At 67.6% G+C, this 26,818-nt stretch carries 25 protein-coding genes; 9 read left to right on the forward strand and 16 right to left on the reverse strand.

The genetic code is table 11. The features are described 5' to 3' along the window. The first annotated feature begins 13 nt into the window (after nucleotides 1-13). The 3 genes from C8C95_RS10980 to C8C95_RS10990 are packed head-to-tail and all read left to right on the forward strand — an operon-like array spanning nucleotide 14 to nucleotide 3,099. Nucleotides 14-829 carry a glycosyltransferase family 2 protein gene (locus tag C8C95_RS10980; RefSeq protein WP_116748619.1) on the forward strand — a complete coding sequence of 272 codons (816 nt, stop codon included), beginning with the start codon at nucleotides 14-16 and terminating at the stop codon, nucleotides 827-829. Next, the gene (locus C8C95_RS10985; RefSeq protein WP_116748620.1) at nucleotides 826-2,112 is read left to right on the forward strand and encodes an O-antigen ligase family protein; all 1,287 of its coding nucleotides are present in this window, start codon (nucleotides 826-828) and stop codon (nucleotides 2,110-2,112) included. The genes C8C95_RS10980 and C8C95_RS10985 overlap by 4 nt, the downstream gene beginning before the upstream one ends. Before the next feature lie 12 nt (nucleotides 2,113-2,124). Continuing rightward, nucleotides 2,125-3,099: a glycosyltransferase gene (locus C8C95_RS10990; protein ID WP_116748621.1), complete on the forward strand. Its 975-nt coding sequence runs from the start codon at nucleotides 2,125-2,127 to the stop codon at nucleotides 3,097-3,099. A gap of 205 nt (nucleotides 3,100-3,304) precedes the next feature. On the opposite strand, the gene C8C95_RS10995 is transcribed toward C8C95_RS10990, so the two are convergent. Both C8C95_RS10995 and C8C95_RS11000 read right to left on the reverse strand, forming a co-directional pair. Continuing rightward, nucleotides 3,305-4,426: a nitronate monooxygenase gene (locus tag C8C95_RS10995; RefSeq protein ID WP_116748622.1), complete on the reverse strand. Its 1,122-nt coding sequence runs from the start codon at nucleotides 4,424-4,426 to the stop codon at nucleotides 3,305-3,307. 34 nt (nucleotides 4,427-4,460) lie between these two features. Next, a complete protein-coding gene (locus C8C95_RS11000) occupies nucleotides 4,461-5,345 on the reverse strand; it encodes a LysR substrate-binding domain-containing protein (protein WP_116748623.1) in 885 nt (294 codons plus the stop codon). 72 nt (nucleotides 5,346-5,417) lie between these two features. Between C8C95_RS11000 and C8C95_RS11005 the strand changes: the two genes are divergently transcribed. Next, nucleotides 5,418-6,662 carry a YbfB/YjiJ family MFS transporter gene (locus C8C95_RS11005; RefSeq protein WP_116748624.1) on the forward strand — a complete coding sequence of 415 codons (1,245 nt, stop codon included), beginning with the start codon at nucleotides 5,418-5,420 and terminating at the stop codon, nucleotides 6,660-6,662. Between the two features lie 23 nt (nucleotides 6,663-6,685). Here the strand turns inward: C8C95_RS11005 and C8C95_RS11010 are convergent, their stop codons facing one another. From C8C95_RS11010 to C8C95_RS11020, 3 genes are all read right to left on the reverse strand, one after another. After that, nucleotides 6,686-7,942 carry an ATP-binding protein gene (locus C8C95_RS11010; protein WP_056057315.1) on the reverse strand — a complete coding sequence of 419 codons (1,257 nt, stop codon included), beginning with the start codon at nucleotides 7,940-7,942 and terminating at the stop codon, nucleotides 6,686-6,688. A gap of 42 nt (nucleotides 7,943-7,984) precedes the next feature. After that, on the reverse strand, nucleotides 7,985-8,707 hold the full coding sequence (locus C8C95_RS11015) for a response regulator transcription factor (protein ID WP_056057318.1): 723 nt from the start codon (nucleotides 8,705-8,707) through the stop codon (nucleotides 7,985-7,987). Between the two features lie 150 nt (nucleotides 8,708-8,857). Then, nucleotides 8,858-10,252, reverse strand: coding sequence for an AmpG family muropeptide MFS transporter (locus tag C8C95_RS11020; RefSeq protein ID WP_116748625.1), 1,395 nt, complete (start codon nucleotides 10,250-10,252; stop codon nucleotides 8,858-8,860). Between the two features lie 130 nt (nucleotides 10,253-10,382). Here C8C95_RS11020 and C8C95_RS11025 point away from each other — a divergent pair, with 130 nt between their 5' ends. Next, nucleotides 10,383-11,234, forward strand: coding sequence for a M48 family metallopeptidase (locus tag C8C95_RS11025; RefSeq protein WP_116748626.1), 852 nt, complete (start codon nucleotides 10,383-10,385; stop codon nucleotides 11,232-11,234). 183 nt (nucleotides 11,235-11,417) lie between these two features. On the opposite strand, the gene C8C95_RS11030 is transcribed toward C8C95_RS11025, so the two are convergent. The 8 genes from C8C95_RS11030 to C8C95_RS11065 form a co-directional block, all read right to left on the reverse strand. Beyond that, nucleotides 11,418-12,518: a GGDEF domain-containing protein gene (locus C8C95_RS11030; RefSeq protein ID WP_116748627.1), complete on the reverse strand. Its 1,101-nt coding sequence runs from the start codon at nucleotides 12,516-12,518 to the stop codon at nucleotides 11,418-11,420. Nucleotides 12,519-12,762: 244 nt separating this feature from the next. After that, nucleotides 12,763-13,401, reverse strand: coding sequence for an MBL fold metallo-hydrolase (locus tag C8C95_RS11035; protein ID WP_110960447.1), 639 nt, complete (start codon nucleotides 13,399-13,401; stop codon nucleotides 12,763-12,765). Nucleotides 13,402-13,571: 170 nt separating this feature from the next. Then, nucleotides 13,572-14,186 carry a chemotaxis protein CheC gene (locus C8C95_RS11040; RefSeq protein WP_116748628.1) on the reverse strand — a complete coding sequence of 205 codons (615 nt, stop codon included), beginning with the start codon at nucleotides 14,184-14,186 and terminating at the stop codon, nucleotides 13,572-13,574. 1 nt (nucleotide 14,187) lies between these two features. After that, nucleotides 14,188-14,550, reverse strand: a complete 363-nt coding sequence (locus tag C8C95_RS11045) for a response regulator (RefSeq protein WP_116748629.1) — start codon at nucleotides 14,548-14,550, stop codon at nucleotides 14,188-14,190. Between the two features lie 23 nt (nucleotides 14,551-14,573). Next, nucleotides 14,574-16,235 (reverse strand): GGDEF domain-containing protein, encoded by a 1,662-nt coding sequence (locus tag C8C95_RS11050; protein ID WP_116748630.1) that lies wholly within the window; start codon nucleotides 16,233-16,235, stop codon nucleotides 14,574-14,576. After that, the gene (locus tag C8C95_RS11055) at nucleotides 16,216-16,764 is read right to left on the reverse strand and encodes a molybdopterin-dependent oxidoreductase (protein WP_243415773.1); all 549 of its coding nucleotides are present in this window, start codon (nucleotides 16,762-16,764) and stop codon (nucleotides 16,216-16,218) included. The genes C8C95_RS11050 and C8C95_RS11055 overlap by 20 nt, the downstream gene beginning before the upstream one ends. 196 nt (nucleotides 16,765-16,960) lie before the next feature. After that, nucleotides 16,961-18,868, reverse strand: a complete 1,908-nt coding sequence (locus C8C95_RS11060; RefSeq protein ID WP_116748632.1) for a GspE/PulE family protein — start codon at nucleotides 18,866-18,868, stop codon at nucleotides 16,961-16,963. A 26-nt stretch (nucleotides 18,869-18,894) separates the two neighbouring features. Continuing rightward, nucleotides 18,895-19,698, reverse strand: coding sequence for an exodeoxyribonuclease III (locus tag C8C95_RS11065; RefSeq protein ID WP_060986590.1), 804 nt, complete (start codon nucleotides 19,696-19,698; stop codon nucleotides 18,895-18,897). A 10-nt stretch (nucleotides 19,699-19,708) separates the two neighbouring features. On the opposite strand from C8C95_RS11065, the gene pyrE reads away from it, so the two are divergent. Both pyrE and C8C95_RS11075 read left to right on the forward strand, forming a co-directional pair. Further along, entirely contained in the window at nucleotides 19,709-20,407 is a 699-nt protein-coding gene (pyrE, locus tag C8C95_RS11070) for an orotate phosphoribosyltransferase (protein WP_060986588.1), read from the forward strand. 5 nt (nucleotides 20,408-20,412) lie between these two features. Further along, entirely contained in the window at nucleotides 20,413-21,111 is a 699-nt protein-coding gene (locus C8C95_RS11075) for a DUF4124 domain-containing protein (protein ID WP_116748633.1), read from the forward strand. A 125-nt stretch (nucleotides 21,112-21,236) separates the two neighbouring features. On the opposite strand, the gene gatB is transcribed toward C8C95_RS11075, so the two are convergent. The 3 genes from gatB to gatC are packed head-to-tail and all read right to left on the reverse strand — an operon-like array spanning nucleotide 21,237 to nucleotide 24,492. Next, nucleotides 21,237-22,685: an Asp-tRNA(Asn)/Glu-tRNA(Gln) amidotransferase subunit GatB gene (gatB, locus tag C8C95_RS11080; protein ID WP_116748634.1), complete on the reverse strand. Its 1,449-nt coding sequence runs from the start codon at nucleotides 22,683-22,685 to the stop codon at nucleotides 21,237-21,239. Nucleotide 22,686: 1 nt separating this feature from the next. Further along, nucleotides 22,687-24,180 (reverse strand): Asp-tRNA(Asn)/Glu-tRNA(Gln) amidotransferase subunit GatA, encoded by a 1,494-nt coding sequence (gatA, locus tag C8C95_RS11085; protein ID WP_116748635.1) that lies wholly within the window; start codon nucleotides 24,178-24,180, stop codon nucleotides 22,687-22,689. 12 nt (nucleotides 24,181-24,192) lie between these two features. Next, a complete protein-coding gene (gene gatC, locus C8C95_RS11090) occupies nucleotides 24,193-24,492 on the reverse strand; it encodes an Asp-tRNA(Asn)/Glu-tRNA(Gln) amidotransferase subunit GatC (protein ID WP_116748636.1) in 300 nt (99 codons plus the stop codon). Nucleotides 24,493-24,699: 207 nt separating this feature from the next. Here gatC and C8C95_RS11095 point away from each other — a divergent pair, with 207 nt between their 5' ends. Continuing rightward, nucleotides 24,700-25,743: a rod shape-determining protein gene (locus tag C8C95_RS11095; protein ID WP_008907364.1), complete on the forward strand. Its 1,044-nt coding sequence runs from the start codon at nucleotides 24,700-24,702 to the stop codon at nucleotides 25,741-25,743. 132 nt (nucleotides 25,744-25,875) lie between these two features. Beyond that, on the forward strand, nucleotides 25,876-26,799 hold the full coding sequence (mreC, locus tag C8C95_RS11100) for a rod shape-determining protein MreC (protein ID WP_056742141.1): 924 nt from the start codon (nucleotides 25,876-25,878) through the stop codon (nucleotides 26,797-26,799). Nucleotides 26,800-26,818 lie beyond the last annotated feature (19 nt).

Below are 26,818 nucleotides of genomic sequence, written 5' to 3' on the forward strand. Positions count from 1 at the left end.
GGTTGATGGGTTGATGCCAGTTGCAACCGGTGGCGCATCGGCGCCGCCCACGTTGACCGTGGCGGTGCTGACCCTCAACGAGGCGCACCGCATCGAAGCCTGCCTGCAAAGCGCCGCGTTTGCCGACCAGTTGCTGGTGGTGGACAGCGGCAGCACCGACGACACCGTGGCCATCGCCCAGCGCCTGGGCGCGGAGGTCCACAGCTACCCCGAATGGAAGGGCTTTGCCGTGCAGCGGAACCGACTGCTGGCCCATGCGCGGGGTGACTACATCTTCTTCCTGGATGCCGACGAGGTGATGACACCGGCGTTCGCCCAGGAGCTGCAGGCCATCGTGCGCTCTGGCGCGCAGGCCGTGTGGACCATCCGCTGGCGCATGGTGGCCTATGGGCACGAACTCAAGTACTTTCGCTCGCAATCGCAGATCGAGCGCCTGTTTGTGCGCGCCATGGTCCGCGAGTTCACAGGCGTGGTGCACGAGCAGGCCGAGCTGTTGCCACCTCCGGGCGGTGGCGCCGTGCCGCGCCGCCTGATCGAAGCGCGGCTGCTGCACTACTCGCGCACCACCGTGCGCGGCAGCCTGGAGAAGCTCACGCAGTACGCGATGCTCGGCGCTGCCAAGCGGGCCGCGACGGGCAAGAAGGGCGGGGTGGTGCGCGGCCTGGCCTCGGGCACCAGCATGTTCCTGCGCCTGTATGTGTTCCGCCTGGGTTTTCTGTGTGGCGGGGCCGGTTTTTTGTATTGCCTGTTTGTGGCGCTGGAGGCGTTCTTCCGGTATGCCGCCCTGGAGTACGACCACCAGCAACTGAGTGAGAGCGTGCGCCGTTGACCAAAGCTGACGATCTTTTTGTGCGCCTGTCGGGCGTGGCGGCGTTCATGGTGCCGGGCCTGGCGCTGTGGGTGCGCTCGGGCTACTCCTGGGGAGCGGTGGTACTGCTGTTGTGCAGCCTGGCCACCGCCGGGGTGTGGCTGCGGCGCGGGCCTGGGCGCGATGCCTGGCTGCTTTTTGGCTCCATCGTGGCGATGGGCATGGTCTGGGCTCTCGACTTTGACCCCGCCCAGGGCAGCTGGTCCAACCTGGACCGGCCCGCCAAGTACCTGCTGGCGCTGCCCTGTCTGCTGTACGTGCTGGCCTATCCCCCGCGGGTGCGCTGGCTCTGGGCCGGTATTGCCGTGGGCGCTTGCGGGGCGGGCCTGATCGGCCTGTACCAGGCCCTGGTACTGCACCTACCGCGCGCCAACGGCTTTACCAATGCGATCCAGTACGGCGGGCTCAGCCTGCTGCTGGGGTTGATGTGCTCGGTGGCGCTGCTGGTGCTGTGGGACCGCTGGAAGCCCTGGCAACGGGGCGGCTGGGCGGTGGGCATTCTGCTGGGCCTGGAGGGATCGCTGCTGTCCGAGTCGCGCGGGGGCTGGGTGGTGTTGCCCATGGCGCTGCTGCTGTGCGTCTGGCTCCAGGGGCGCTCCGGCCAACCCCGCAGGGCCATCATCGGCGCCGTGCTGGTCGTGGTGGGGGCTGTGGGCCTGATGGCCTTCAAGGCCAACGAGGTGCGCCTGCGCGTGGATGAGGCGCGGCAGGAGATCACGCAGTACGAGTCGCGGGGCGATGCGGCCAGTTCGGTCGGCCAGCGTCTGGCGCACTGGGGGCTGGCCTGGCGCATGGGCCTGGACCGCCCCCTGACCGGCTGGGGCCGCTACGGCTACGAGGCCGAGAAGCAGCGCCGCGTGGCTGCCGGTGAGGCGCACCCGATTGTTTTGCAGTTCAGCCACGCCCACAACGAGCTGCTGGACATCTTTGCCAAGCGCGGCATCCCTGGCGTGGTGGTCTTGCTGATTTTTTATGGGGTGCCGCTGGTGCTGTTCTGGCCCACGCGGCGCCGCGTGTTCCCGGGGGCTGCGGGTGTGCTCGATGCTGATGGGCTGTGCCTGCGCATGATCGGCGTGCTGCTGCCCGTGTCGTATATGGGCTTTGGCACCACCCAGGTGTTTTTGGGGCACAACAGCGGCACCATGTTCTACCTGTTCATGGGCATGCTGGTGCTGGCCATCCTGCAAGGCCGCGAGCGCCTGCGGCTGCAAACGCCCGGGCAAGCCGCCGCCTCCCTTTCCTGAAGGACCTCTGCCATGCACATCCTGCTGGTCAACAACTCTCCCATCCCGGTGTACGGCTACGGCGGTACCGAGCGCGTGATCTGGGACCTGGGCAAGACGTTGGTGCAGCAGGGCCACCGCGTGAGCTATCTGGTGCCCGAGGGCTCGACATGCGACTTCGGCCAGGTGCTGCCCATCCGGCCGGACGAGCCGTGGGAGGGGCAGATCCCGGCCGACGTGGACATCACGCACTTTCAGTTCAACCCGCGCTCCGAGCTGTCCAAGCCCTACCTGGTGACTGAGCACGGCAACGCCCGCAAGCCCAAGCCGCTGCCGCGCAACACGGTGTTCCTGTCGCGCGACCACGCGGCGCGTTATGGCTCCAGCGAGTTCGTCTACAACGGGCTGGACTGGGCCGGTTATGGCCCGGTGGACTTTGACCGCCCGCGCTCGCACTACCACTTCCTGGGCAAGGCGGCCTGGGGCGTGAAGAACGTGCGCGGCGCCATCAAGGTGGCCAAGATGGCCGGGGTGGAGCTGGACGTGCTGGGCGGTAACCGCATCAACTTCAAGCGCGGCTTTCGCTGGACGCTGTCGCGCAAGATCCACTTCCACGGCATGGTGGGCGGCTCGCAGAAGACGGGTCTGCTCAACGCCTCGCGCGGGCTGATCTTTCCGGTGCGCTGGCATGAGCCGTTCGGGCTGGCCGTGATCGAGAGCCTGTACTTCGGCTGCCCCGTGTTTTCTACGCCCTACGGCGCCTTGCCCGAGCTGGTGCCCGTGCACTGCGGTGTGCTGTCCGACCAGGCCTCGGTGCTGGCCGAGGCGGTGCGGGGCAACCGCTTTGACCCGCGCGCCTGCCACCAGCATGTGGTGGAGCACTTTGGCGCCGAGCGCATGGCCCGCAACTACCTACGCATGTACGAGCGCGTGCTGGCGGGCGAAACCCTCAACGCCCAGCCGCCCATGATCCAGGGCCCCGCGCGCGAACTGCCCTGGAGGCAGTGAAGCCCCCCTGAGTCGCCTGCGGCGCCTTTCCCCAAGGGGAACGCCACCCGTGGCCTGGCAAAGCCAGCTCCACGGTGGCACTTGGTTTCACAGCGCGCCAGTTTTGAGTGCCCTGCTCATATCAGGGAGACTACTGCGCGGGTTCTGGGGCGTTTTTGGCCGCAAGCGCTAGTTCAATATGCCCCTGCTGCTATAAAAATAGTAGTTATTGGTGGCCGATAGGGGAGTTGCCACGCGGCGCGGTGGCCTGTTGCCACTCCTGGGCCAGCAACGCCATCAACTGTGCCGCAGGCATGGGTCGCACCTGGGCCACCCCCTGGCCTGCCCACAGCGAGAGGCAGTCGGCCTGGCCCGCCTGGGCGGCCGCGCGGCGCAGCGCGCCGGTCAGCGCGTTCTGCACGGGGTAGGGCGGCACGGTGGCCTCGTCGGCCTGCAGCGCTTGCATCATGCGATTGACGATGCCGCGCGCCGGCCGGCCCGAGAAGATGCGGGTGGTGCGCGTGTCGGTGGCCTGGGCGCGTGTCAGGGCCTCGCGGTAAGCGGTGCCAATGGCCGACTCGGGGCAGGTGAGGAATGCCGTGCCCATCTGCACCGCCTGGGCGCCCAGCGCCAGGACGCCCGCAATGCCGCGCCCGTCCATGATGCCGCCCGCAGCGATCACCGGGATGGACAGCGCCTGTGCGCACTGCGCCACCAGCGGCAGCGTGCCCACCATGCTGGCCGCAAAGTCGGCCAGCGACGGCGCCGCACCGGTGGCGCCGGGCTGCGTAGGGGTGAGAAAGGTGCCCCGGTGCCCCCCAGCTTCCATGCCGGAGGCGCAGACGGCATCCGCGCCCACGCTGGCCCAGGCCTGCGCCTCGGCCAGCGTGGTGGCGGTGCCCACCACCGTGCTGCCCACCGCTTGCAGCTGTGCCACCTGCGCCGCCGTGAGGATGCCGAAGGTAAAACTGGCCACGGCCGGGCGCGCGGCCACCAGGGCGTCGAACTGTGCCGCGAAGTCCTCACACCACTGTGCGGGCCGCTCGGGCACCAGGCCGAATTCCGCGTAGAACGGCGCCAGGCGCTGCAGTGCGGCTTGCACCGTGGCGTCGTCCGGCGTGGGCGTGGCCTGCACAAACAGGTTCATGCCAAAGGGCCGGTCGGTGCGGCGGCGCACCTCAGCGGCGGCCTCGGCCATGGCTGCGGGCGAGCGCATGCCGCAGCCCAGAATGCCCAGGCCGCCGGCCTCGGACACGGCGGCGGCCAGCGCGGGCGTGTCCGACCCGGTCATCGGGCCCTGGATGATGGGCAGCGCAAGGCCCAGGTGGGTGGTGAAGGCGGCGGGCATGGGGGCTCCTTGTGCGATCTGTGGGGGGAGGGGGTCAGGTCGATGTCGCGGGGCGGTGCGCTTCGCCGGAGGTCAGTGCGGTCTGCAGCGCGTCCAGCGCAGGGGACTGGTAGCCGCGCCGGTGCACCAGCACCGTGTCGCAGGTGGCCAAAGGTACCAGGCGCAGCGCAGGCGGCTCGCGCATCAGGTCGATCACGGCCTGGGGCACCACGCCCGCGCAGCGACCGGTGGCCACACAGGCCAGGATGGCGTGGTACGAGGCCAGCTCCAGCACGCGCGGCTGGCTGCCGTCCTTCTGTTGCATGAAGGCCTCGCCCATGCGGCGGTAGGTGCAGCCGGGGCTGAAGGCGGCCAGGGTGTCCAGCTGCAGGTCCTGGGGCGTGTGCACGGGCGGGTGGTCGGCGGGCAGGGCCAGCAACAGGGCCTCGGCAAACACGGCGGTGTGCTCCACCGGCGCCTCGGCGTCGATGCCCGGCGGCGGCCAGGCCACCAGCGCGCAGTCGATGGTGTGGGCCAGCACCTGCTCCACCAGCTGGCGCGAGGGGGCGGTGGACAGCTCCAGCACCAGCCCCGGCCACTGCGCATGCAGCCGGGCCAGCGGCTGCGGCAGGCGTGCGGCGGCCGTGCTTTCCATGGCGCCCAGGCGCAACCGGCCGCCGGGCTGGCCGGGGTGCACCGACTGGCGGGCCTCTTCGGCCAGCGCCAGCAGGCGGTCGGCATAGCCGCGCAGCGCCTCCCCGGCAGGCGTCAGCACCATGCGTTTGCCCTCGCGCAGGAACAGCGTGGCGCCCAGCTGCTCTTCCAGCTGTTGCACGCGCGTAGTCACGTTGGACTGCACGCGGCCCAGCCGTTCGGCCGCGCGGGTCACGCTGCCTTCCAGCGCGACGGCGCGGAATATTTCGAGCGCTGCCAGATCCATAAATATTCTTGTTATGAGATGATTAATAAAAAATAAATCTCAAAACAGAATCATAGACTGGAAACCGCCCGCATGGAACCGCGCACCGCCCCCCAAGACCGCCCCCTGTCCGTAGCGCTGGCGGGCATGGCCGCGCTGGCGGTGGCGATGGGCGTGGGCCGGTTTGCCTTCACGCCGCTGCTGCCCATGATGCTGCACGACGGCGTGGTCACGCTGGCGGGCGGCAGCTGGCTGGCTACGGCCAATTACCTTGGGTACTTGATTGGGGCGCTGGCCTGCATGGCGCTGCCCTGGGTGGCGCCGCGTGCACGGCAGCGTTGGCATGCGGCGCGGCTGGCGCGCTGGGGGCTGGCGGCCACTGTGCTGCTCACGCTGGGCATGGCGCTGCCACTGCCGGGCGCTTGGCCCGCACTGCGGTTTGCGGCAGGGGTGGCGAGTGCGCTGGTGTTTTTGAATGTTTCGGTGTGGTGCATGGTGCGGTTGGTGGCGCTGGGCCAGGCTGCGCTCGGTGGGCTGATCTTTTGCGGCCCGGGGCTGGGCATCGTGCTCACCGGGCTGTCGGCCAGCGCCATGGTGGCGCTGCAGTGGCCTGCCGCAGCGGGCTGGGCGGTGTTTGGGCTGCTGAGTGTGGGGCTGTGCGCCGCTATCTGGCCCGTGCTGCAGGGTGTGGCCATGCCCGCGTCAGCCGCAGCCGCCGGGCCGGTGGTGGACGGCTCCACCCCCGGCCACGGAGTCTGGGCGCGCACGGGGCTCACGCTGGCCTATGGGCTCGCAGGGCTGGGCTACATCGTCACCGCCACCTTTTTGCCCGTGATTGCGCGCGCTGCCTTGCCTGCAGGGTCGCCCTGGCCCGACCTGTTCTGGCCGCTGTTTGGTGCCGGCGTGGCGCTGGGCGCGGCGTTGTCCACCCGCACCCCGGCCGCGTGGGACCGGCGCTGGCTGCTGATGGCAGCCTACGTGGTGCAGGCCGGGGCCATCGCGCTCAGCCTGGTGTGGCCGGGGCCTGCGGGGTTTGCGCTGGGCAGCCTGCTGCTGGGCTTGCCGTTCACTGCCATCACCTTTTATGCCCTGCAGGAGGCGCGGCGCGTGTGGCCTGCGGCGGGCGACAGTTTTCCGGGGCTGCTCACGGCGGCCTACGGCATCGGTCAGATCGTGGGCCCGCCCATGGTGGCATGGATGCTGCACCACGCGGCCACGCAAGGGCAGGGCTTTGTCTACGGGCTGGCTGTGGCCGCCGCAGCGCTCGGTGTGGGTGCGGTGCTGTATGCCGCCATGGCCTGGCGCTGGCCCCTGGCGCCCCGCCCGGTAGCGCGCTGAGCACACGCGAATACAGGCGCCGATCAGTGCGTGGATGGTGCCAGCGGCAGCGCCAGCACAAAACACGCGCCGCTGTCGCCGTCAGCACGGTCCTGGCAGTGCACGGTGCCGTTGTGGCGGCCGGCAATCGACCGCACCAGCGCCAGCCCCAGGCCCACGCCGCCCGCGCGCTCGCTGGCGCCCGGCAGCCGGTAGAAGGGCTCGAAGATGCGCTCGCGCTGGCCGGGCGGTACACCCGGGCCGTGGTCACACACATGCACTTCGGCGCGGCCCTGGCGGCGGTGCACCACCACGGTGATCTCGCCGGTGCTGTAGCGGCGTGCGTTTTCCAGCAGGTTGCGGATCGCCCGGCGCAGCAGCTTGGCCACGCCGCGCACCTCCAGCGAATCGGGGCTCGCGCTCACGTCCAGGTCGGCGTCCACCCGCGCGCATTCCTCGGCGGCCAGGCCAATCAGGTCCACCAGTTCCACCGTGCCCACGTCGGCCTCGCGCGCGTCGAGCCGGCTGGCCAGGAGGATCTCGTCCACCAGCTGGTCCAGCTCGGCGATGTTGCGCAGGATTTCTTCGCGGAAGGCGGGGGAAGGCTGCTGGCCACCCATCAGCTCCAGCCCCATGCGGATGCGGGTCAGGGGTGAGCGCAGCTCGTGCGAGGCATTGGCCAGCAGGGACTTGTGTGACTTGACCAGGGTTTCCACACGCTCGGCCGCTGCGTTGAACTGGCGTGCGAGGTCGGCCACCTCATCCTGCCCTTGCTCGGGCACCCGCACCGACAGGTCGCCCTCACCAAACTTCTTCACGCTGCGCTGCAGCGCCTCCAGCCGCTGCGTGAGGCGGCGGATGATGGGGTACACCCCCACCGCCACTGCCAGGCCCACGATGCCCAGCAGCCACAAGAAGCCGAAGGGCGGCCGGGTCCAGAAAGCGGCCTCGTCCTGGCCGGGGCCACCGGGTCGGCCGCCATTGCGGCCCATGCGGGGCTGGCGCGGCGCCATCTGCAGGGTGAAGATCTGGCCGTTTTCTGCCTCGATGTGGAATTCCACCACCTCGCCCGGCTCGGACGGCTGGCGCGTGGCCATGCCGCGCAGCACCAGGTTGCCCGCCGGGTCGCGCACCGCCATCTCGCGCGAAGGCGGCACAAACGGCTGGTTGTTCTGGGCCTTTTGTTCCTCGGCAATGCGCCAGGCCCAGCCCACGGTGAGCGTCAGCACCGCCATGCCGCCCACCACGGCGAGCCAGATGCGCAGATAGAGGCGGCGGGAAAAAGGGTTGGACAATGACATGCGTGGGGCGACAGCGCAGGCAGCAGCGGCCTGCGTCAGCGATCAATCCTGCTGTTTGGCAAAAACATAGCCCACGCCGCGCACCGTGAGGATGCGGCGCGGGTTCTTGGCGTCGGCCTCGATGGCCGCGCGGATGCGGCCCATGTGTACGTCGATGGAGCGGTCAAACGCCTCCAGCTCGCGGCCGCGCACGGCCTCCATGATCTGGTCGCGCGTGAGCACCCGGCCCGCGCGCTCGGCCAATGCCACCAGCAGGTCGAACTGGTACGAGGTGAGGTCCGCCAGCTGCCCCGCCACGGTCACAGTGCGCGCGTCGCGGTCGATCTCCAGCGTGCCAAAGCGCAGCACCTGGGTGGCGGCTGCCGCGCCGCCACCATCCGTGCGCCGGCGCAGGATGGCGCGGATGCGGGCCAGCAGCTCGCGGGGCTCAAAGGGCTTGGGCAGGTAATCGTCAGCACCCAGCTCCAGCCCGATAATGCGGTCCATGGGGTCGCCCTTGGCGGTGAGCATGAGCACCGGCACCTGCGCCGCGTTGCCCTGCAGCGAGCGGATGCGGCGGCACACTTCCAGTCCATCCATGTCGGGCAACATCAGGTCCAGGATCACCAGGTCGGGCAGCGGCCCGGCATCAGGGCCCTGTAGCTGCGCCAGGCCACTCTTGCCATCGGCACGGTGCGTGACCTGCAGGCCCGACTGGCCCAGGTACTCGCCCACCATCTGCGCGAGGCGGGCGTCGTCTTCGATCATCAGCAGTTGGGAGCTCATGGGGGCAGTGTAGTAGCGAGGCTTTGAAACTGTCGTCATGGTCCGGCCCCGCCGTCTCCCCGTGTTGAAGCCCCCGTAAAGTTCCGGTAAACCGGGTGGCGAGAGGCTTCAGAAATTGCTATCGATTTAGTAGCTGTCTGGACGTATGAATCAGGCGCCACCGACCTTCTGGATGCGCGATGCCAGCCACACCAGCACCAGCACCGGCAGCCCCAGCAGCGCCGTGGAGGTGAAGAACTGGGCGTAGCCAAACGCATCCACATAGTCGCCCGAGAAGCCCGCCACGAACTTCGGCAGCAGCAGCATCATCGAGCTGAACAGCGCGTACTGCGTGGCCGAGTAGCTCACGTTGGTCAGGCTCGACAGGTAGGCGATGAACGCGGCCGAGGCGATGCCGCTGGCCAGATTGTCGGCAGACACCACGGCAATCAGCGCCGTCACGTCGTGCCCGTGGCCCGCCAGCCAGGCAAACAGCAGGTTGCTGGCCGCGCTAAGGATGGCGCCCAGCATCAGAATGCGCATCACGCCAAAGCGCATGGACAACACGCCGCCCACAAAGGCGCCCGCGAGCGTCATGATCACACCGTAAATCTTGGTCACGGCGGCCACTTCGTCCTTGGTGTAGCCCATGTCCACGTAGAACGGGTTGGCCATGATGCCCATCACCACATCGCTGATGCGGTACACGGCAATCAGCGCCAGGATGAGCGCCGCATGCCAGCCGTAGCGGCGCAGGAAGTCGGCAAACGGGGCCACCAGTGCGCCCTGGATCCACTCGGCAGCGTTCTTGGCGGGGGGCAGCGCCACGGGTGCAGGCTCACGCGAAAACAACACGGTGACCACGCCCACGGCCATCGACGCCGCCATGGCCAGATAGGCCGCCTGCCAGGCGCCGTTCTGGTACGCGGCGGCACCCAGGGCCACGGCCTGGCCGGCCGCGGGCGCGACCTCGGAGCGCGCGGCAATCCACAGCACACCGGCTCCGGCCCAGATCATCGCCAGGCGGTAACCCGTCTGGTACGACGCCGCCAGCGCGGCCTGGTGGTTGGCGTCGGCGGATTCGATGCGGAAGGCATCGAGCGCGATGTCCTGCGTGGCCGACCCAAATGCCACGGCCAGCGCGCACCACACGATGGGCCCCAGAGTCAGGCGCGGGTCAGCCAGGGCCATACCCACCAGGCCCGCCACCACCACCAGCTGTGCCAGCAGCAGCCAGCTGCGCCGCCGCCCCAGCAGCCGTGTGAGCACCGGGATGGGCATGCGGTCCACCAGCGGCGCCCACACCCACTTGAAGCCGTAGGCCAGGCCCACCCAGCTCAGGTAGCCGATGGTGCTGCGGTCGATGCCTGCCTCGCGCAGGCGAAAGCTCAGCGTGCCCAGCACCAGCAGCAGCGGCAGCCCGGCCGAAAAACCCAGCGTCAGCATGCGCAGGCTGGCAGGCTCCAGGTACACGCGCAGGGTCTGCAGCCAGGGGGTGCGCGGGGGCTTGTCTGCGGCGGTAGCGGGAGCGAGGCTGGGGGTGGAAGATGTGGAGGTGTCTGACATGGGCGAGCGGGGGTTTTGTCTATCATCGCCGACGCACCCTTGTAGCCATCCTGTCAGCCTCCATCTGCGCGGCAGGCTCTGGTGTGTTGTGTGCCAGCGCTGCTCATTATTCCTTCTGGGATTGCCTTGTATGTGTCTTTTCTGCCCCGCTCCTTCCGTCGCGCCGTCGTCCCCCTGGTCCGCACGCCGCGCGTTCCTGCTGGCAGCGGGCGCCGCTGCGGCCACGCCGGTGCTGGCGCAGGTGGACGTGGGTTCGGCGTCCAGCCTGCGCAAGCTCGTGCCCGCCGAGACGCTGGAGCAGTCTGCCGCCCAGCAGTACCGCCAGATGCTGGAGCAGGCCCGCGCCAAGCGCGCGCTGGCGCCCGACAACCACCCCCAGCTGCAGCGCCTGCACGCCATCGCCAAGCGGCTGATCCCGTACGCCACGCCCTGGAACGACCGCGCCCGCCAGTGGCGGTGGGAGGTCAACCTGATCGGCAGCTCGCAGATCAATGCGTTTTGCATGCCTGGCGGCAAGATTGCGTTCTACACCGGCATCCTCGACCAGCTCAAGCTCACCGACGACGAGGCCGCGATGATCATGGGCCACGAGATGGCCCATGCGCTGCGTGAGCACGCACGCGAGCGCATCGCCAAGACGCAGGGCACCAACCTGGCGCTGCGCCTGGGCTCGCAGCTGCTGGGGCTGGGCGACCTGGGGCAGGCGGCGGCGGGTTTGGGCGGGCAGTTGCTCACGCTGCAGTTCAGCCGCTCGGACGAAAGCGAGGCCGACCTGGTGGGGCTGGAGCTGGCTGCGCGGGCGGGCTACCAGCCATCGGCCGCCGTGAGTCTTTGGCAGAAGATGGGCAACGCCAGTGGCAGCAAGCAAGGCGGGCTGGCGTTTTTGTCCACCCACCCTTCAGGCCCTGCGCGCATCCGCGAACTGGAGCTGAACGTGCCCAAGGTGCAGGGCCTGTACGAGGCCGCGCGCCGCAACGGTTGAACCGCCTGGCCAGCGTATCTAAGGCAACGCTGAACAAGTCCCTCGCGCACCGCGCACCCCTGCTTTGGGCGGTCTGCCGCGTTGCAAATCCTCGCGATAGCTACGGCTATCGCTGTGGTTTGCGCCTTGCATCCCATCCCAAATCAGGGTGCGCGCCACTGCGGGGACTTATTCAGCGTTGCCCTAAGCGCTGGCCGCCACTGCGTCGGTGGCGTTTTCACCCGCCAGCTGCACCCGGTTGCGCCCTGCGTGTTTGGCGGCGTACAGTGCCTGGTCTGCGCGGGCGATGGCGGCCTGCAGATCGTCGGGCCCGTGCACCTGGGCCACACCAAACGACAGCGTCAGCGTGATGGGCGCAGGGCCCACGGACAGCGGCGCCTGGGCCACGGCGGCGCGGATGCGTTCGGCCGTGGCGCGGGCGGCGTCCAGCGGGCTGGCGGGCATCAGCGCCAGAAACTCTTCACCGCCCCAACGCGCCAGCACATCGCCCTCGCGCAGGTTGTCGGCCAGCACCTGGCCCATGGCCACCAGCACCTGGTCGCCCACGGCGTGGCCGTACTGGTCGTTCACGCGCTTGAAGTGGTCCACGTCGCACAGCAGCAGCGTCACGGGCACGCCGCTGCGCTGGCTGCGCTCCAGTGCCTCGGTGGCCTGGGCGTCAAAGTGGCTGCGGTTGGCCAGTCCGGTCAGCGGATCGCGCGTGGCCTGCTTGCGCAGGCGCGCCTCGGCAATGAGGATGGTGCGGCGGTAGAACGCCGACAGCGCTGCCGACATGGCAAACACCACGCAGATGTGCACCCAGTTCACGATCTTCACGCTCTGCGCGGGCAGCGGGTGTAGCGGCCCCACCGCGTCGCTCAGCATGTGCAGGCCCAGGTAGTAGGCCAGCAGGGCCAGCACCATGGGCGTGGCATAGCCGCGCGTGTTGGCGATCACGATGGCGGGGATGAACATCAGCAGGTAGTAATGAAAGCCGCTCTCCCAGCCGATGAGCAGCGAACCCAGGGCTGAGTGCCCGATCACCTCCAGCCAGATCAGGGCCAGCGCGGCGGTGTTGTAGCGCTTCTGGATGAGCCGGTAGGCGCCCAGATACATGGTGATGCTTAGCACATTGATGGCCGCCAGCGGCATCGAGCCCAGCCACAGAAACAGCAGGATGTAGCCCGCGTCGATGGCGGCTGCTGTCAGCGCCACCCGCTGCACCATCGCCCAGTAAGCCTTGCCCGCGAGGCGGGAGCCGCGCTGGGGTTCAAGCGGGGGGCGCGCTGCGTTGGATGGGGTCATGGCACAGGGGCATGGGCGGCCCGCAGGGGTGGCAAACCACACCATCGTAGCCCCCGGCGGTGTCGGAGGTGCGGCGAACTGGCCGGTATCCCGGGGCCTGATCGCTGCTGCGCCCCCAGCGGCGCGGAGCACGCCCCAGAGGCCTGCGACGGCTTCCTGCAACCCATTTCAAGCCAAATCAGCCGGATGCGCTAGTGCAATATGCCTGAAATGCTATGAATACAGGAGCATTGGCGATCAGCGCTCAGGTCCCGCCCACGTAGGGATTGCTTTGCCGTTCGCGCCCGAAGGTGCTCTCCGGTCCGTGGCCGGGAATGAACACCGTCTGGTTGCCCATGGGCCACAGCCGCTGCGTGATGCTGTCGATGAGCTGCTGGTGGTTGCCCTGGGGGAAGTCCGTGCGGCCGATGCTGCCCGCAAACAGCACGTCGCCCACAAACGCGCGGTCGATCTGCGGCGCGTGGAACACCACGTGGCCGGGCGTGTGGCCGGGGCAGTGGCGCACGTTCAAGGTCTCGTTGCCAATCTGCACCGTGTCGCCGTCTTGCAGCCAGCGTGTGGGGGTGAAGTGCTGCGCGGGCGGAAAGCCGAACATCGCGCTTTGCTGCGGCAGCCCGTCGATCCAGAACTGGTCGCCCGGGTGGGGGCCGACGATGGGCAGCGACAGGCGCTGGGCCAGCTCGCCCGTGCCGCCCGCGTGGTCGATGTGCGCGTGGGTGAGCCAGATCTGCGACAGCGTCAGCCCGTGTTCTTCCACTGCGGCCAGCAAGGTGTCCAGGTCGCCCCCCGGGTCGATCACGGCGGCCTGCCGGGTGGCGTCGCACCAGACGATAGAAGCGTTCTGCTGGAAAGGAGTGACGGGAACGGTGAGGTAGCGGAGCATGGGATGGAGGCAGTAAGCCCAGCGCCCGTCACGCCAGGGCCGCTATCCCCACCCAGGGTGACAGCGGGCTGGCGCGGTGGCGGCAGGGCCGGAAGGCAACAGCCGCGAGTTTCGCACAGGGCCTGTGCAGCGCGCGGCGCCCGTTGGCGGCCGCTTGGCCGCTTCGGGCCTCAGTCGGCGTCCACAGGACGGCCCAGCAGCCGGTTCACGGCGGTGCGCAGGCCTTCCAGCGAAGTGGTGTTGAGCACAAACACCACAAAGCCCTCGATCTGGCTGCTGAGCAGCTCAAAGCGGATGTGCAGGAACACCACCAGGTGGTTCTGGATGCGCGTGCCCAGGATGGTGCGGCTGTCGCCCATGTCGAACCGTGGCGGGCTCAGCTCGAACTCGTGGCCCAGCAGGTCGGACAAGGCGGCGATGCAGGCGTTGAGCATCACATTGCCCACCTCGGTCAGCGCATCCTGTTCGATGGCGCTCAGGTCTTCGCTGGGCACGTTCTGCCCGGCAACGATGCGCACGATCTCCAGGCTGCGGTGCCCCGGAAAGATCAGCAAGGCATCGCCATTGAGCACGCCGCGAAACGGCTGCCGCACGCCATACATGGGGTGGCCCTGGGTGCCCAGCTGCTGCGCCGCCTCGCTCACGGTGAACACGCTGACATGCGGCACCGACAGCAGCACCTCGTCGCGCAGCAGGCCGCCCATGGCGGCGGCGGCTTTGCCCACGCCGATGTTGAAGATCTCGCTCAGTGCATCGATCTGTTCGGCGTCTAGCTGAATGGGCATGTCAGGCTCCTGCGAGGGCGGCGAGCTCTTGGGCGGCTTGCGCGGTGATGGGCTTGGCGATGAACACCATGCCGGCTTCTTCGATGCGCTCCTGCACCGCAGTCTGCACATTGGCCGTGAGGATGGCAATGGGCACTTGTGGCAGCAGCTGGCGCAGCGCCAGGGCGGCTTCCAGACCGTTCATGCCGTGCATGTTGAAGTCCATGGAAACCAGATCCACAGGGCTCTCGCGCACCTGCTGCAGGGCTTCTTCGCCGCTGCTGGCATGCACGATGGTCCAGTCAGGGTGGGCCTGCAGCACCAGACCCTGCAGGATCAGGCGGGACATGCGGCTGTCATCCACTATCAAAAGGCGAAGGCTCATGGTCGTTGTGTCGTGGGTGGAGATCAATGGGCGGGAAGTGCGGCCTCGTGGGCCAGCACCCGGTTGCGGCCGGTGGCCTTGGCGCGGTAGAGCGCCGCGTCGGCATCGGCCAGCAGCGGCTCGATGCCCGTGTGGTGGCGCTCGCTGGCAGCCATGCCGATGGAGATGGTGAACGTGACCGGATGCCCGGACGGGGACACCAGCCCCAGCTGCGCGATGGCGCCCCGGATGCGCTCGGCCACCTGGCGGGCGCTGTCGGCACTGGCGTGGGGCAGGAGTGCGGCAAATTCCTCGCCCCCCAGGCGGCCGAGCAGGTCTGCCTCGCGCAGGGCTTGGCCGATGGCGTCTGCGCAGGCGCGGATGGCAGTGTCGCCCATCTGGTGCCCATGCTGGTCGTTGATGCGCTTGAAGTGATCGATGTCGATCATCAGCACGGTGCACGGTTGCCCGTGGCGGCGGCAGTGGTCGAACAAGGCCGTGCTGCGCTCCATGAACGCCCGGCGGTTCAGCAGCCCGCTGAGGGCATCGCGTGTGGCCAGTTCGCGCAGCTGGGCCTCCAGGGCCTTGTGGGTGCTGATGTCAAAGCCCCACAGCAGGTGGGCCAGCCGGCCCTCGACATCGATGAGGCGTGCCGACAGCGAACTCCAGCGCGGGGCATGGGTGCCGATCTGCGCCTCCAAGGCATCGACCTGCCCGTACTGGTCCAGGGTCTGCATGAAGCGCTGGCGGGTATCGGGGTCGTGCAGCAGGTCGGGCAGAAACAGGGTCTGGGGCGCGGCCGGGAGACCTAGCCGCTCGGTCAGCCGGTGGTTGATGAAATGCACGCGGCCGCTCTCGACCTCGGTCAGCAGCACATCACTGGGGCTGGTGTCCAGGATGAAGCCCAGCAGCGCACGGCTTTCTTCGAGCTTGCGTGTGCGGCGGGCCACGCGGTCTTCCAGTTCCCGGTTGGTCTGCGCCAGTTGCCGCGATGCGGCGGCGGCGGCGCGTGCGTCCTGCACCAGCCGCGCAATCAGCAGCGTGGTGCCCACCAGCAGGGCGCTGAGCACCACGCTGAGCACGATGAAGCGCTGGTGCAGCTGCCGGCGCGCCTGGTCTGTCTGCTGGGTGCTGAACAGGTGCACGGTGGCCACCGCCTGGCGCAAGCGTTCCAGCAAAGCGTCGGACTGGCGGGTGATGTCCTCGGCCACGCGCAGCGCTTGGGGTGGTGCGGCGGTCGGGTTTGTGCGCCGCGCTGCGGTGCTGCCGGATTCGTGGGGCTTGGTGTTCGCGTTCGCGCTGGCTAGCGCCGACCAGTGCTCGACCTGGGTGCGCAAGTTGTCCAGGCCTTGTGCAGTGTCCGGCAACGCGTCGCGCAGCTGGGTGCTCACATGCGGTCCGCGGCCCGTGGTGTCCAGCGTGCTGTAGAGCACGTCCAGCCGGTCGATCAGGTCTTGCGCGCTGGCCTCACGGGCCCGCAGCTGGCGTGCCAGCAGGCTCACCCGCGCCAGCTCGTTGTGCACGCTGGCGATGTACCAGAGGTCGTTTTGCTGGTGGGGCTGCGCAAGGTCCTGCGCTTGGCGCAGCGTCCACCACAGGGCTACCGACGTGGCCAGGGCCATGGCCACCACCAGGGCGAGCAGCCGGTAGGCCGTGCGGGGGCTGCCGGTGGTGGGCGCCTGCGGCTTAGCGGACGGAGACGGCATGGACCTGCCAGATGGTGCGGTTGACGTAGTCCTGCCCCTGCTGCAGGACAGGATGGGCATCGAACGGGTAGATCAGGATCAGCGGCCCCTTGTCGCGGATGCCCATGCGCTGGCCGTCGCGCCGGTAGGCCAGCACGGGGTTGTAGCGGAGCAGGTCGCTCCAGGGGATCTCGACGGCATAGTCGTTCAGGGCCGTCAGCACGATGCGGCTGCGCTCGCCACCGCCAAGCTGCTCGATCAGGTGGCGCAGCGGCACACCAGTCCAGCGATGTTCGCCCGCCAGGCCCAGCGCGGGGGGCAAGGCTGTGGTGATGTCGCGCGCTGGCAGCCGCTCCAGAGCCTGGAGGTCGCAGGCCTGTGCCGGGCCGTCGCCCGCAGGCTGCAGTCGCAGCACGCTGCGGCCCTGGGGGGCTGGGCACACCGGAGCGGGGTGGGCCCACAGCGGCAGGCACAGGCTCAAGGGGCCCAGCAGGGCCACCAGGGCAGTGCCTGTGCGGGCCCGCAGGGCCGCCAGAAATCGGAACAACATCGTCACCACTTTCACATCCCACCAGCGCGCCAGGGCCCGGAATGGCTCCAGGTACGGCGGCTGGTACGGCTTGACTATGCCCGTGAAAGCAGGAAAACCGACAGCCGTCCAACGGAAAATTGCCGCGAGATGGGTGGTTTTGACAATTGTTGACGGTATTTGCCGTCGGGTTGGCGGCCTGGGGCCGCTGTCGGGGCTACAGGTTGGTGGCGGCTACCACTTCACTCATGTCGGTCAGGCCCTGCAATACCTTTTCGATGCCGTCCTGGCGCAGGGTGAGCATGCCGGCGGTGAGGGCGGAGTGCCGGATGTCCGAGGCCGGGGCCCGGTGGCGGATGTGCTGGCGAATGGTTTCGTCACTCATCATCAGCTCGTGGATGCCCAGACGGCCGTGGTAGCCGTGGCCTTCGCATTTGGCGCAGCCTACGGGGCGCCACATTCGCAGCTCGCCCTGGGCACCGCCGTACTGCTGGCGCCAGCGTCCGATCTGCGCCTGGCGCGCCTCGGCGGTGTTGTGGGTGCCACTCTCCAGGTACTGCGACGCCAGGCCCGCCAGCATGTCGTCGTCGGCCACACGCGGCTCGCGGCAGGCGGTGCACAGGCGCCGCACCAGGCGCTGCGCCAGGATGGCCAGCAGCGAGTCCGAGAAGTTGAACGGGTCCAGGCCGATTTCGAGCAGGCGCGCAATGCTCTCAGGCGCCGAATTGGTGTGCAGGGTGGACAGCACCAGGTGCCCGGTGAGCGAGGCCTCGATGGCGATGCGTGCCGTCTCCTCGTCGCGCATCTCGCCGATCATGATCACGTCCGGATCAGCGCGCAAAAAGGTGCGCATGGCGGCGGCAAAGGTCCAGCCGATGCGTGGGTTCACCTGCACCTGGCGCAGGCCCTCCTGCGTGATCTCGATGGGGTCTTCGGCCGTCCAGATCTTGCGGCCTGCGGTGTTGATGTCGCGCACCACCGAGTGCAGCGTGGTCGTCTTGCCGCAGCCCGTGGGGCCACACACCAGCACCAGGCCATAGCTTTTTTGCACCACCGCACGCAGCGCCAGCAGGTTGGGCTGGCTCAGGCCGATGTTCTCCAGCGGCAGGGGCTTGGCGCCTGCCAGCAGGCGCAGCACCACGTCCTCCAGCCCGCGCGAGGTGGGCACCGTGACCACCCGCAGCTCCACCGGAGGGCCGCCAAAGCGGGCAAAGTCGATCTTGCCGTCCTGCGGTTTGCGGTGCTCCGAGATGTCCATGCTGGCCATGATCTTGATGCGTGCCACCATCGCAAAGCGGTAGCGCGCGGGCAGCTCCAGGTAGGGCACCAGGTCGCCATCGATGCGCAGGCGCACGCGCACGTTGTGCGGTGCGGGCTCGGTCTCGATGTGGATGTCTGACGCACGGTGGCTGATGGCTTCGTCAATCACCGAGTTGATGAGCCGCACCAGGGTGTTGTCCGACTCGCTGATCACGTCGGCCTGCTCGGTGTCTGCGTCTGGCGACGCAGTGGCCAGGTTGGTCAGCAACTCCTGCGAGGTGGCGCGTGCGCCGGCTGCCGCGCCGCCCGCGTCGGCAGGGCGGGTGCGGTAGGCCTTGTGGATGGCCGGCATCAGCGTGCCGGGCGCTGCGCGCAGCGGGATCAGCCGCCGCTGGGTCAGAAAGCGGATCTCGTCGATCAGCACGCGGTCCCAGGGGTCCGCCATCAGCAGCACCAGCGCGTCCTCGCGTGCGATCAGGGGCAGCACGGATTCGCGCTCGGCCACGGCACGGGGGATGAGTGCCAGGGCCGGCGCTTCCGGCGTGATGTCGCCGGGGTGCACGGTGTATTCACCCAGCCAGGTGGCAATCACGCTGCGCAGCTGGTCCTGGGTGAGTGCCCCCCGGTCCACCAGGATCTGGCCGATGGGCCGCTGCACGCCATTGCCGCGCTCCTCCTGCTGCGCCTGCAGGCCCTCTGCCAGGTCCGGCGTGGACAGCAGCCCCGCGTGGACCAGCGCCTCGCCCAGGTGCCGTGCCTTGCCCACCGTGGGGTGGGGGGTAGAGATCTGACGCCACAGCGCTTCGGCGCTCTGGGGGCGAAAACTGTGGGCGGGAGGCGGGGCGGAGGTGCTGGCGTCGGTCATCGGGGGCAGAGGGGCTGGGGCAGGGCTCAGAGGGTCAGTGCGTAGTCCACTGTGATGGGTGCGTGGTCCGAGAACTTTTCGCCCTTGTAAATATGTTCAGCGCGCGCCAGCGCCGCGATCGCAGGGGTGGCCAGGTGGTAGTCCAGCCGCCAACCCACGTTGTTGGCATAGGCCTGGCCGCGGTTGCTCCACCAGGTGTAGGCGGTGTCGGTGGCGGTAGGTTGTAACTGACGGTAAACGTCTATGATGCCGCCGCCTTCATCAGTTGTGTGCAACAACTTTGTCATCCAGGCGCGTTCTTCGGGCAAAAAACCACTGTTCTTCTGGTTGCTGCGCCAGTTTTTGAGGTCGATTTGCTGGTGCGCAATGTTGATGTCGCCACACAGGATGAAGTCGCGCTCGGCCTTCAGGCGCATGAGGTGGGGGTGGAACTCCGCCAGAAAGCGGAATTTGGCCTGTTGCCGCTCTTCGCCCGACGAGCCGCTGGGAAAGTACGCACTGATGATCGACAGCTTGCGGGCGGGCGTGTCAAAACGCAGCTCGACGTATCGGCCTTCTGCATCGAACTCGGCCGATCCATAGCCAATGACTACATCCGACGGCACGTGCCGCGTGTAGATGCCGACGCCCGAATAGCCCTTTTTCTGGGCAAAGTGGAAGTGCCCTTGCAGGTCGGCCAGGCGCTCGAAGCGGTTGGCCATGTCGGCGGCCTGGGCCTTGACTTCCTGCACACAAATACAATCCGGCCGCGTGGCTGCCATCCAGCTTTCCACGCCTTTGCTGGTGGCCGAGCGGATGCCATTGAGATTGAGGCTGGTTAACTTGAACAAGGATTTCCCCATGGTGGATGTTGGCGTGCAAACCCCCGAACAGGGCCAGCTGGCGCAGGATTTCGTCCGTTTTGCCGTCGAGTCGGGCGTGCTGCGGTTTGGCGAATTCAAGACCAAAGCCGGGCGCCTGAGCCCCTATTTTTTCAACGCCGGACTGTTTGACGACGGCCGCAAGATCGGCCGGCTCGCGGAATTCTATGCAAAAGCCTTGCTGGCCAGCGGCATCGAATTCGACATGGTGTTTGGCCCTGCGTACAAGGGCATTCCGTTGGCTGCCACCGTGGCCGTGGAGCTGGCGCGCCTGGGCCGCAACGTGCCCTTTGCCTACAACCGCAAGGAGGCCAAGGATCACGGCGAAGGCGGCACCCTGGTGGGCGCGCCCCTCAAAGGCCGGGTACTCATCGTGGACGATGTGATGTCGGCCGGCACGGCCGCCCGGGAGTCCATCGCCATCATCAAGGCGGCAGGCGCCACACCCCATGCAGTGGCCATTGCACTGGACCGCCAGGAAAAAGCCACCGAGAATGGACAGGACGTAGACCACAGCGCGGTGCAGTACGTACGCAACCAGCTGGGCATGCAGGTGTGTGCCATTGCGCGGCTGGCAGACTTATTGCTCTTTCTGGAGCAAAACGGGGAAGAGGGGATGCGTTCCCATCACGAAAAGGTGCTGGCCTACCGCCAGCGATACGGCGTCAACGAGGGGTAGATGGTTTGAGCAAATCGGCGTGGATCATGGGCGGGGTTCTGTTGGCCACCCTGGGCGCCGATTGGGCGCGGGCGCAAGCCCCCGGGACATCCAGCGGCATCTACACCTGCGTGGACCGCAATGGCCGGCGCCTGACGGCCGACCGTCCGATCGCTGAATGCCTGGACCGCGAGCAGCGGGAACTCGGGCCCTCGGGCATCGTACGGCGGCAAATTGGCCCCTCGCTGACCGAGCAGGAACGCGCCGCGCAAGAAGCGCAGCGCCGCAAGGAGGCCGAAGCCCGTGCCCGCGAGCTGGAAGAACGCCGCCGCGAGCGCGCGCTGACGGCCCGCTATCCCGACAAGGCCACGCACGATGTGGAGCGCGCTGCGGCTATTCAGCTCGTCGATGACGTGACCGCCACCGCCGAAAAGCGCCTGGTCGAACTGGCCCAGCAGCGCAAAGCCTTCGATGTGGAGATGGAGTTCTACAAGAAGGACCCCAACAAAGCCCCCATGGCGCTGCGCCGCAAGATTGCCGAGAACGAAGACAGTATTGCCGAGCAGCAGCGCTTCATTGCCGGGCAGGACCAGGAAAAGCGCCGCGTGCACCAGCGCTTTGACGTGGAGCTGGCCCAGCTGCGCAAACTGTGGGATGCGCAGCGCATGCCACTGCCGGGCACAACGCCTGCCAGCGACGCCTCCGCTCCAGCCGCCACGCGGTGAGGCCCGCGCGGGGGGCAACTCCCTTGCCATAGGCCCTCGGCGGCCATCACCCCATTGAGAAGATCGAAACAACAAAGGGCCTCGCGGCCCTTTGTTGTTGGTGTTGTTGCCAGTCGGCTTGCGCGTCATCCCGCCAGCTTGGCGCGCAACAGTTCGTTCACCTGCGTCGGATTGGCCTTGCCCTTGCTGGCCTTCATGATCTGGCCCACCAGAGCGTTGAACGCCTTGTCCTTGCCCGCGCGAAACTGCGCCACGTTATCGGGGTTGGCGGCAATCACCTCGTCGATGATCTTCTCCAGCGCGCCTGAGTCGTTCATTTGCTTGAGGCCCTTGGATTCGATGACGGCGTCCACGTCGCTCGACTCCCCGGTCCACAGCGCATCAAACACCTGCTTGGCGGCGTTGTTGGAGATGGTGCCGTCGGCGATGCGGCCGATCAATGCGGCCAGCTGCGCTGCAGTCACAGGAGCCTGCTCGATACCGGTCTCCGTCATGTTCAGGCGGCGCGACACCTCGCCCATGATCCAGTTGCTAGCCAGCTTGGGCTGGCCGCAGGCCTTGGCCGCCGCCTCAAAGTACGCTGCCATCGCCTTGCTCTGCGTGAGCGTGGTGGCGTCGTACTCGGGCAGGCCATAGTCCGCCACAAAACGGGCGGCCATGGTGCGAGGCAATTCAGCCATCTGCGCACGTTCATCCTGCACCCACTGCTCCGAAATGTGTAGCGGAGGCAGGTCGGGGTCCGGAAAGTAGCGGTAGTCCGCCGCGTCTTCCTTGGTGCGCATCGCGCGGGTTTCGCCCGTGTCGGGGTCGAACAGCACGGTGGCTTGCTGGATTGCATGACCGTCTTCGATCTGCTCGATCTGCCAGCGAATTTCGTAGTCGATGGCCTGCTGCATGAACTTGAACGAGTTCAGGTTCTTGATCTCGCGGCGCGTGCCCAGCGGCTGGCCAGGTTTGCGTACGGACACGTTGGCATCGCAGCGGAAGCTGCCCTCCTGCATGTTGCCGTCGCAGATGCCGATCCAGGTGACGATCTTGTGCAGCTCTTTCGCGTAGGCCACGGCCTCTTCGGACGAGCGCATGTCGGGTTCGGTCACGATCTCCAGGAGCGGCGTGCCCGCGCGGTTCAGGTCGATACCACTCTGGCCGATGAAATCTTCATGCAACGATTTGCCGGCGTCTTCTTCGAGGTGGGCGCGCACCAGGCGCACGGTCTTCTTTTCGTCACCCAGGAAGAACTCGACCTCGCCGCCCTGCACCACCGGGATCTCGAACTGGCTGATCTGGTAGCCCTTGGGCAGATCAGGGTAGAAGTAGTTCTTGCGCGCGAAAATGCTCACGGGCGCAATGTGGGAGCCGAGGGCCAGTCCCAATTTGATAGCGCAGGCCACGGCTTCGCGGTTCATCACTGGCAAGGTGCCGGGCAGGGCCAGGTCCACGGCGCAAGCTTGCGTGTTGGGCTCGGCGCCAAAGGCGGTGGGAGCACGGCTGAAGATCTTGCTCTGGGTGGCGAGCTGGGTGTGGGTTTCGAAGCCGATGACGACTTCGTAGCCATGGATCAGTTTGGCGGTCATGTCAGAAGCCCTCCGGACGGCGGAGGTGGAAGTCGGTGGCTTGCTGCAGGCGGTGCGCAGCGTTCAGAAGGCGGGCTTCCTGGAAGTAGTTGCCCAGCAGCTGCAGGCCCACGGGCATGCCCCCCTCGCCAAAACCGGCGGGCACGCTCATGCCGGGCAGGCCGGCCAGCGAGCCGGGCAGGGTGAAGATGTCGGCCAGGTAATCGGCCAGCGGGTCGTTGCCGTGGTCGCCCAGCTTCCAGGCCACCGTGGGGGCCACGGGGCCAGCGATGACGTCACAGCTCTTGAACGCGTTCTGGAAGTCGTCGGCGATCATGCGGCGGATCTTCTGCGCCTGCAGGTAGTAGGCGTCGTAGTAGCCATGGCTCAGCACATAGGCACCGATCATGATGCGGCGCTTGACCTCGTCGCCAAAACCTTCGGCGCGGGTCTTCTTGTACATGTCCACCAGGTCGGTGTAGTCCTTGGCGCGGTGGCCAAACTTCACGCCGTCAAAGCGGGAGAGGTTGGACGATGCTTCGGCCGGGGCAATGATGTAGTAGACCGGGATGGACAGCTGCGTGCGCGGCAGGCTGATGGGCACGAGCTTGGCGCCGAGCTTCTCGTATTCCTTCAGGGCACCATCTACGGCGGCGCGCACGTCGGGCGCCAGGCCTTCGCCAAAGAACTCGGCGGGGATGCCGATGCGCAGGCCATCGATGCTGTCGTTGAGCTTGGCGCTGAAGTTCTCTGCGGGCACGTCCAGGCTGGTGGAGTCGCGGTCCGGGTCCGGGCCGCACATGGCGGACAGCAACAGTGCGCAGTCTTCGGCCGAGCGGGCCATGGGGCCTGCCTGGTCGAGGCTGGAAGCGAACGCGATCATCCCGTAACGGCTGGCGCGGCCATAGGTGGGCTTGATGCCGGTGATGCCACAGAACGACGCGGGCTGGCGGATGGAGCCGCCGGTGTCGGTGCCGGTGACGGCCGGGGCCAGGCGCGCGGCCACGGCCACAGCGCTGCCGCCGGACGAGCCGCCCGGGATGCGGTCTGTGGCCCAGGGGTTGCGCACCGGGGCAGGGGCGTCAAAGCCCATGGGGGCGACGGCGGAGTTCTCGTTGGCCGAGCCCATGGCGAACTCGTCGCAGTTGAGCTTGCCCAGCGTCACGGCGCCAGCGTCGGCCAGCTTGGTGACCACGGTGGCATCAAAGGGTGACTGGTAGCCCGCGAGCATCTTCGAGCCTGCGGTGCTGGGGAAACCTTTGGTGACAAAGATGTCCTTGTGCGCGATTGGCACGCCCGCCAGCGGGCCGGCGGTGCCTGCGGCAATGGCGGCGTCCTGGGCGCGGGCGTGGGCCAGGGTGATGTCCGGGTTCACGGCCACGTAGGCGCCCAGGTTCTGGTGGGCCTGCGCGCGGGCGAGGAAATGCTGGGCGGCCTCGACGGCCGAGACGCGGCGCTCGCGCAGCTCGGTGGCCAGCTGGGCCACGCCCAGGTCATGCAATGCGGTGAAAGTCATGCGGCGGGGCTCTTACTCGATCACTTTGGGCACGAGGAACAGGCCTCGTTCGACGGCGGGGGCGCTTTGCTGGTTGGCTTCGCGCTGGTTGGGCTCGCTGGCCACGTCCTCGCGCAGCCGCAGGGCCACGTCCTGGATAGCCGCGACGGGGTGGGCCAGGGGCCTGACGCCCGAGGTATCCACAGCCCGCATCTGTTCCACGATGTCAAAGAAGCCGTTGAGCTGAGTGAGCATGCGCTCACTTTCGGAGGGCGTCAGCTCAAGCCGCGCCAAGTTGGCAATGCGGCCGATGTCCTGGGGGGTCAGTGCCATAGGGAGGAGAATCTAGAGAAACCAGAAGTAAAGCTGTGATCCGGGCTGCGCCGGAGGGAGTTATTCACAGGGGATGGGGTATTATCCCGGCTTTGCCGCAAAGCTCCCGGAATGGGAGTCAATTGCGTGAAAAAAGCCCATAAACACCCCCCTGAATACCTGGCGATGGCAGGCCGACGCGCATGCCGTGCCCGAGAGGATTTTTGAATGTTCGGAGCTTTCCGTCGGTATTTCTCCACCGACCTGGCCATTGACCTTGGCACAGCCAACACCCTCATCTTCGCCCGCGACAAAGGCATCGTGCTCGACGAGCCCTCCGTTGTCGCCATCCGCCACGAAGGCGGGCCCCATGGCAAGAAAGTCATCCAGGCCGTAGGCCACGAGGCCAAGGCCATGCTGGGCAAGGTGCCCGGCAACATCGAGGCCATCCGCCCGATGAAGGACGGCGTGATTGCCGACTTCGTGATCACCGAGCAGATGATCAAGCAGTTCATCAAGATGGTGCACCCGCGCACGCTGTTCACCCCCAGCCCGCGCATCATCATCTGCGTGCCCTGTGGCTCCACCCAGGTCGAGCGCCGCGCCATCAAGGACGCAGCCGAGGCCGCAGGCGCCACGGCCGTCTATCTGATCGAAGAACCCATGGCGGCCGGTATCGGCGCCGGTCTGCCCGTGTCGGAAGCCTCGGGCTCGATGGTGGTGGACATCGGCGGCGGCACGACCGAGGTGGGCGTGATCTCGCTGGGCGGCATGGTCTACAAGGGCAGCGTCCGCGTGGGTGGTGACAAGTTTGACGAAGCCATCATCAGCTACATCCGCCGCAACTACGGCATGCTGATCGGTGAGCCCACGGCCGAAGCCATCAAGAAGAACATCGGCTCGGCCTTCCCGGGCTCCGAAGTGCGCGAGATGGAAGTCAAGGGCCGCAATCTGTCCGAAGGCGTGCCACGCAGCTTCACCATTTCTTCTAACGAAGTGCTGGAAGCTCTGACCGACCCGCTGAACCAGATCGTCTCGGCCGTGAAGAACGCGCTGGAACAAACCCCCCCCGAGCTGGGCGCCGACATTGCCGACCGCGGCATGATGCTCACCGGCGGCGGCGCGCTGCTGCGCGACCTGGACCGCCTGCTGGCCGAAGAAACCGGCCTGCCCGTGCTGGTGGCCGAAGACCCGCTGACTTGCGTGGTGCGCGGCTGCGGTATCGCCCTGGAGCGCATGGACCGCCTGGGCAGCATTTTCACGAGCGAGTAAGTCGGCAGGCCTGTATGCTGCAGGCACTTTTTTTGCGCTCTGAATTGCATGACTGCACCTGCTCCAATGCTTGTTTCTGAGCACCCGCCCGTGGAGCCCGCTCCCCGCGGCAGATCCTGACCGCTGCGCACCATGCCCTTGGGTACTCTGGAGCGCAGCGCTCCCCCTTTCTTCAAACAGGGCCCTTCGGCCCTGTCGCGTTTGGCCGTGTTCAGTGCGCTGGCGCTGTTCCTCATGGTGGCCGACGCGCGCTTTCAGATTACCGGCCCCTTCCGTCAGGCCGTGGCCACGGTGCTGTACCCGGTGCAGTGGCTCATGCTGCAGCCGGTGGAGTTCGCGAGTCACGGGCGCAGCTATTTCCAGTCGCTGCAAACCGCGCAAGAAGACCTGGATGCCGCCCGCAAGAAGATGACCGTGATGGGCCAGCGCGCCAACCAGGCCGACCAGCTGGCCATGGAAAACCAGCGGCTGCGCAAACTGCTGGAGCTGCGCGACCGGCTCCAGACCCCTGCACAGGCGGCCGAAGTCATCTATGACACCGCAGACCCCTACACGCGCCGCGTGGTGCTGGACCGGGGGCAGCTGGGCGGCGTGGAGCTGGGCGCTCCGGTGATGGACGAGGCCGGTGTGCTGGGCCAGGTCACCCGCGTGTTTCCGCTGGTCAGCGAAGTCACGCTGCTGGTGGACCGTGACCAGGCGATTCCGGTGCTGAACATCCGCACCGGCGTGCGCGGCGTGGCCTATGGCGACCCGGTGGCGGGCCATGGTGGTGGCATGGAGCTGCGCTTCATGCCTGCCAACGCGGACATCCGCGAAGACGACCTGCTGACCACCAGCGGCGTGGACGGCCTGTATGCGCCGGGCCTGCCCGTGGCGCGCGTGGTGAAGGTGGAGCGCCGTGCCGACTCCGCGTTTGCGCGCATCTACTGCGTGCCTTTGGCGCAGGTGCAGGGTGCGCGCCATGTGGTGGTGCTCAAGCCCCTGGCCGACAATGAATTGCCCCGCCCGGATGCGGCCCCCGCCGCGCCCGCGAACAAACGCGGGGGCCGCAAATGAGCCGCCGCCTTGCCCCGAT

The sequence above is a fragment of the Acidovorax sp. 99 genome, assembly GCF_003096455.1.
GTDB lineage: Bacteria > Pseudomonadota > Gammaproteobacteria > Burkholderiales > Burkholderiaceae_C > Acidovorax > Acidovorax delafieldii.

Bases quoted from the DNA above. Each gene is read 5' to 3' on its own strand.
- C8C95_RS10980 (WP_116748619.1), top strand. From the start codon at position 14: ATGCCAGTTGCAACCGGTGGCGCATCGGCGCCGCCCACGTTGACCGTG.
- C8C95_RS10990 (WP_116748621.1), top strand. From the start codon at position 2,125: ATGCACATCCTGCTGGTCAACAACTCTCCCATCCCGGTGTACGGCTAC.
- C8C95_RS10995 (WP_116748622.1), bottom strand. From the start codon at position 4,426: ATGCCCGCCGCCTTCACCACCCACCTGGGCCTTGCGCTGCCCATCATC.
- C8C95_RS11000 (WP_116748623.1), bottom strand. From the start codon at position 5,345: ATGGATCTGGCAGCGCTCGAAATATTCCGCGCCGTCGCGCTGGAAGGC.
- C8C95_RS11005 (WP_116748624.1), top strand. From the start codon at position 5,418: ATGGAACCGCGCACCGCCCCCCAAGACCGCCCCCTGTCCGTAGCGCTG.
- C8C95_RS11010 (WP_056057315.1), bottom strand. From the start codon at position 7,942: ATGTCATTGTCCAACCCTTTTTCCCGCCGCCTCTATCTGCGCATCTGG.
- C8C95_RS11015 (WP_056057318.1), bottom strand. From the start codon at position 8,707: ATGAGCTCCCAACTGCTGATGATCGAAGACGACGCCCGCCTCGCGCAG.
- C8C95_RS11020 (WP_116748625.1), bottom strand. From the start codon at position 10,252: ATGTCAGACACCTCCACATCTTCCACCCCCAGCCTCGCTCCCGCTACC.
- C8C95_RS11025 (WP_116748626.1), top strand. From the start codon at position 10,383: ATGTGTCTTTTCTGCCCCGCTCCTTCCGTCGCGCCGTCGTCCCCCTGG.
- C8C95_RS11030 (WP_116748627.1), bottom strand. From the start codon at position 12,518: ATGACCCCATCCAACGCAGCGCGCCCCCCGCTTGAACCCCAGCGCGGC.
- C8C95_RS11035 (WP_110960447.1), bottom strand. From the start codon at position 13,401: ATGCTCCGCTACCTCACCGTTCCCGTCACTCCTTTCCAGCAGAACGCT.
- C8C95_RS11040 (WP_116748628.1), bottom strand. From the start codon at position 14,186: ATGCCCATTCAGCTAGACGCCGAACAGATCGATGCACTGAGCGAGATC.
- C8C95_RS11045 (WP_116748629.1), bottom strand. From the start codon at position 14,550: ATGAGCCTTCGCCTTTTGATAGTGGATGACAGCCGCATGTCCCGCCTG.
- C8C95_RS11050 (WP_116748630.1), bottom strand. From the start codon at position 16,235: ATGCCGTCTCCGTCCGCTAAGCCGCAGGCGCCCACCACCGGCAGCCCC.
- C8C95_RS11055 (WP_243415773.1), bottom strand. From the start codon at position 16,764: ATGTTGTTCCGATTTCTGGCGGCCCTGCGGGCCCGCACAGGCACTGCC.
- C8C95_RS11060 (WP_116748632.1), bottom strand. From the start codon at position 18,868: ATGACCGACGCCAGCACCTCCGCCCCGCCTCCCGCCCACAGTTTTCGC.
- pyrE (WP_060986588.1), top strand. From the start codon at position 19,709: ATGGTGGATGTTGGCGTGCAAACCCCCGAACAGGGCCAGCTGGCGCAG.
- gatB (WP_116748634.1), bottom strand. From the start codon at position 22,685: ATGACCGCCAAACTGATCCATGGCTACGAAGTCGTCATCGGCTTCGAA.
- gatA (WP_116748635.1), bottom strand. From the start codon at position 24,180: ATGACTTTCACCGCATTGCATGACCTGGGCGTGGCCCAGCTGGCCACC.
- gatC (WP_116748636.1), bottom strand. From the start codon at position 24,492: ATGGCACTGACCCCCCAGGACATCGGCCGCATTGCCAACTTGGCGCGG.
- C8C95_RS11095 (WP_008907364.1), top strand. From the start codon at position 24,700: ATGTTCGGAGCTTTCCGTCGGTATTTCTCCACCGACCTGGCCATTGAC.
- mreC (WP_056742141.1), top strand. From the start codon at position 25,876: ATGCCCTTGGGTACTCTGGAGCGCAGCGCTCCCCCTTTCTTCAAACAG.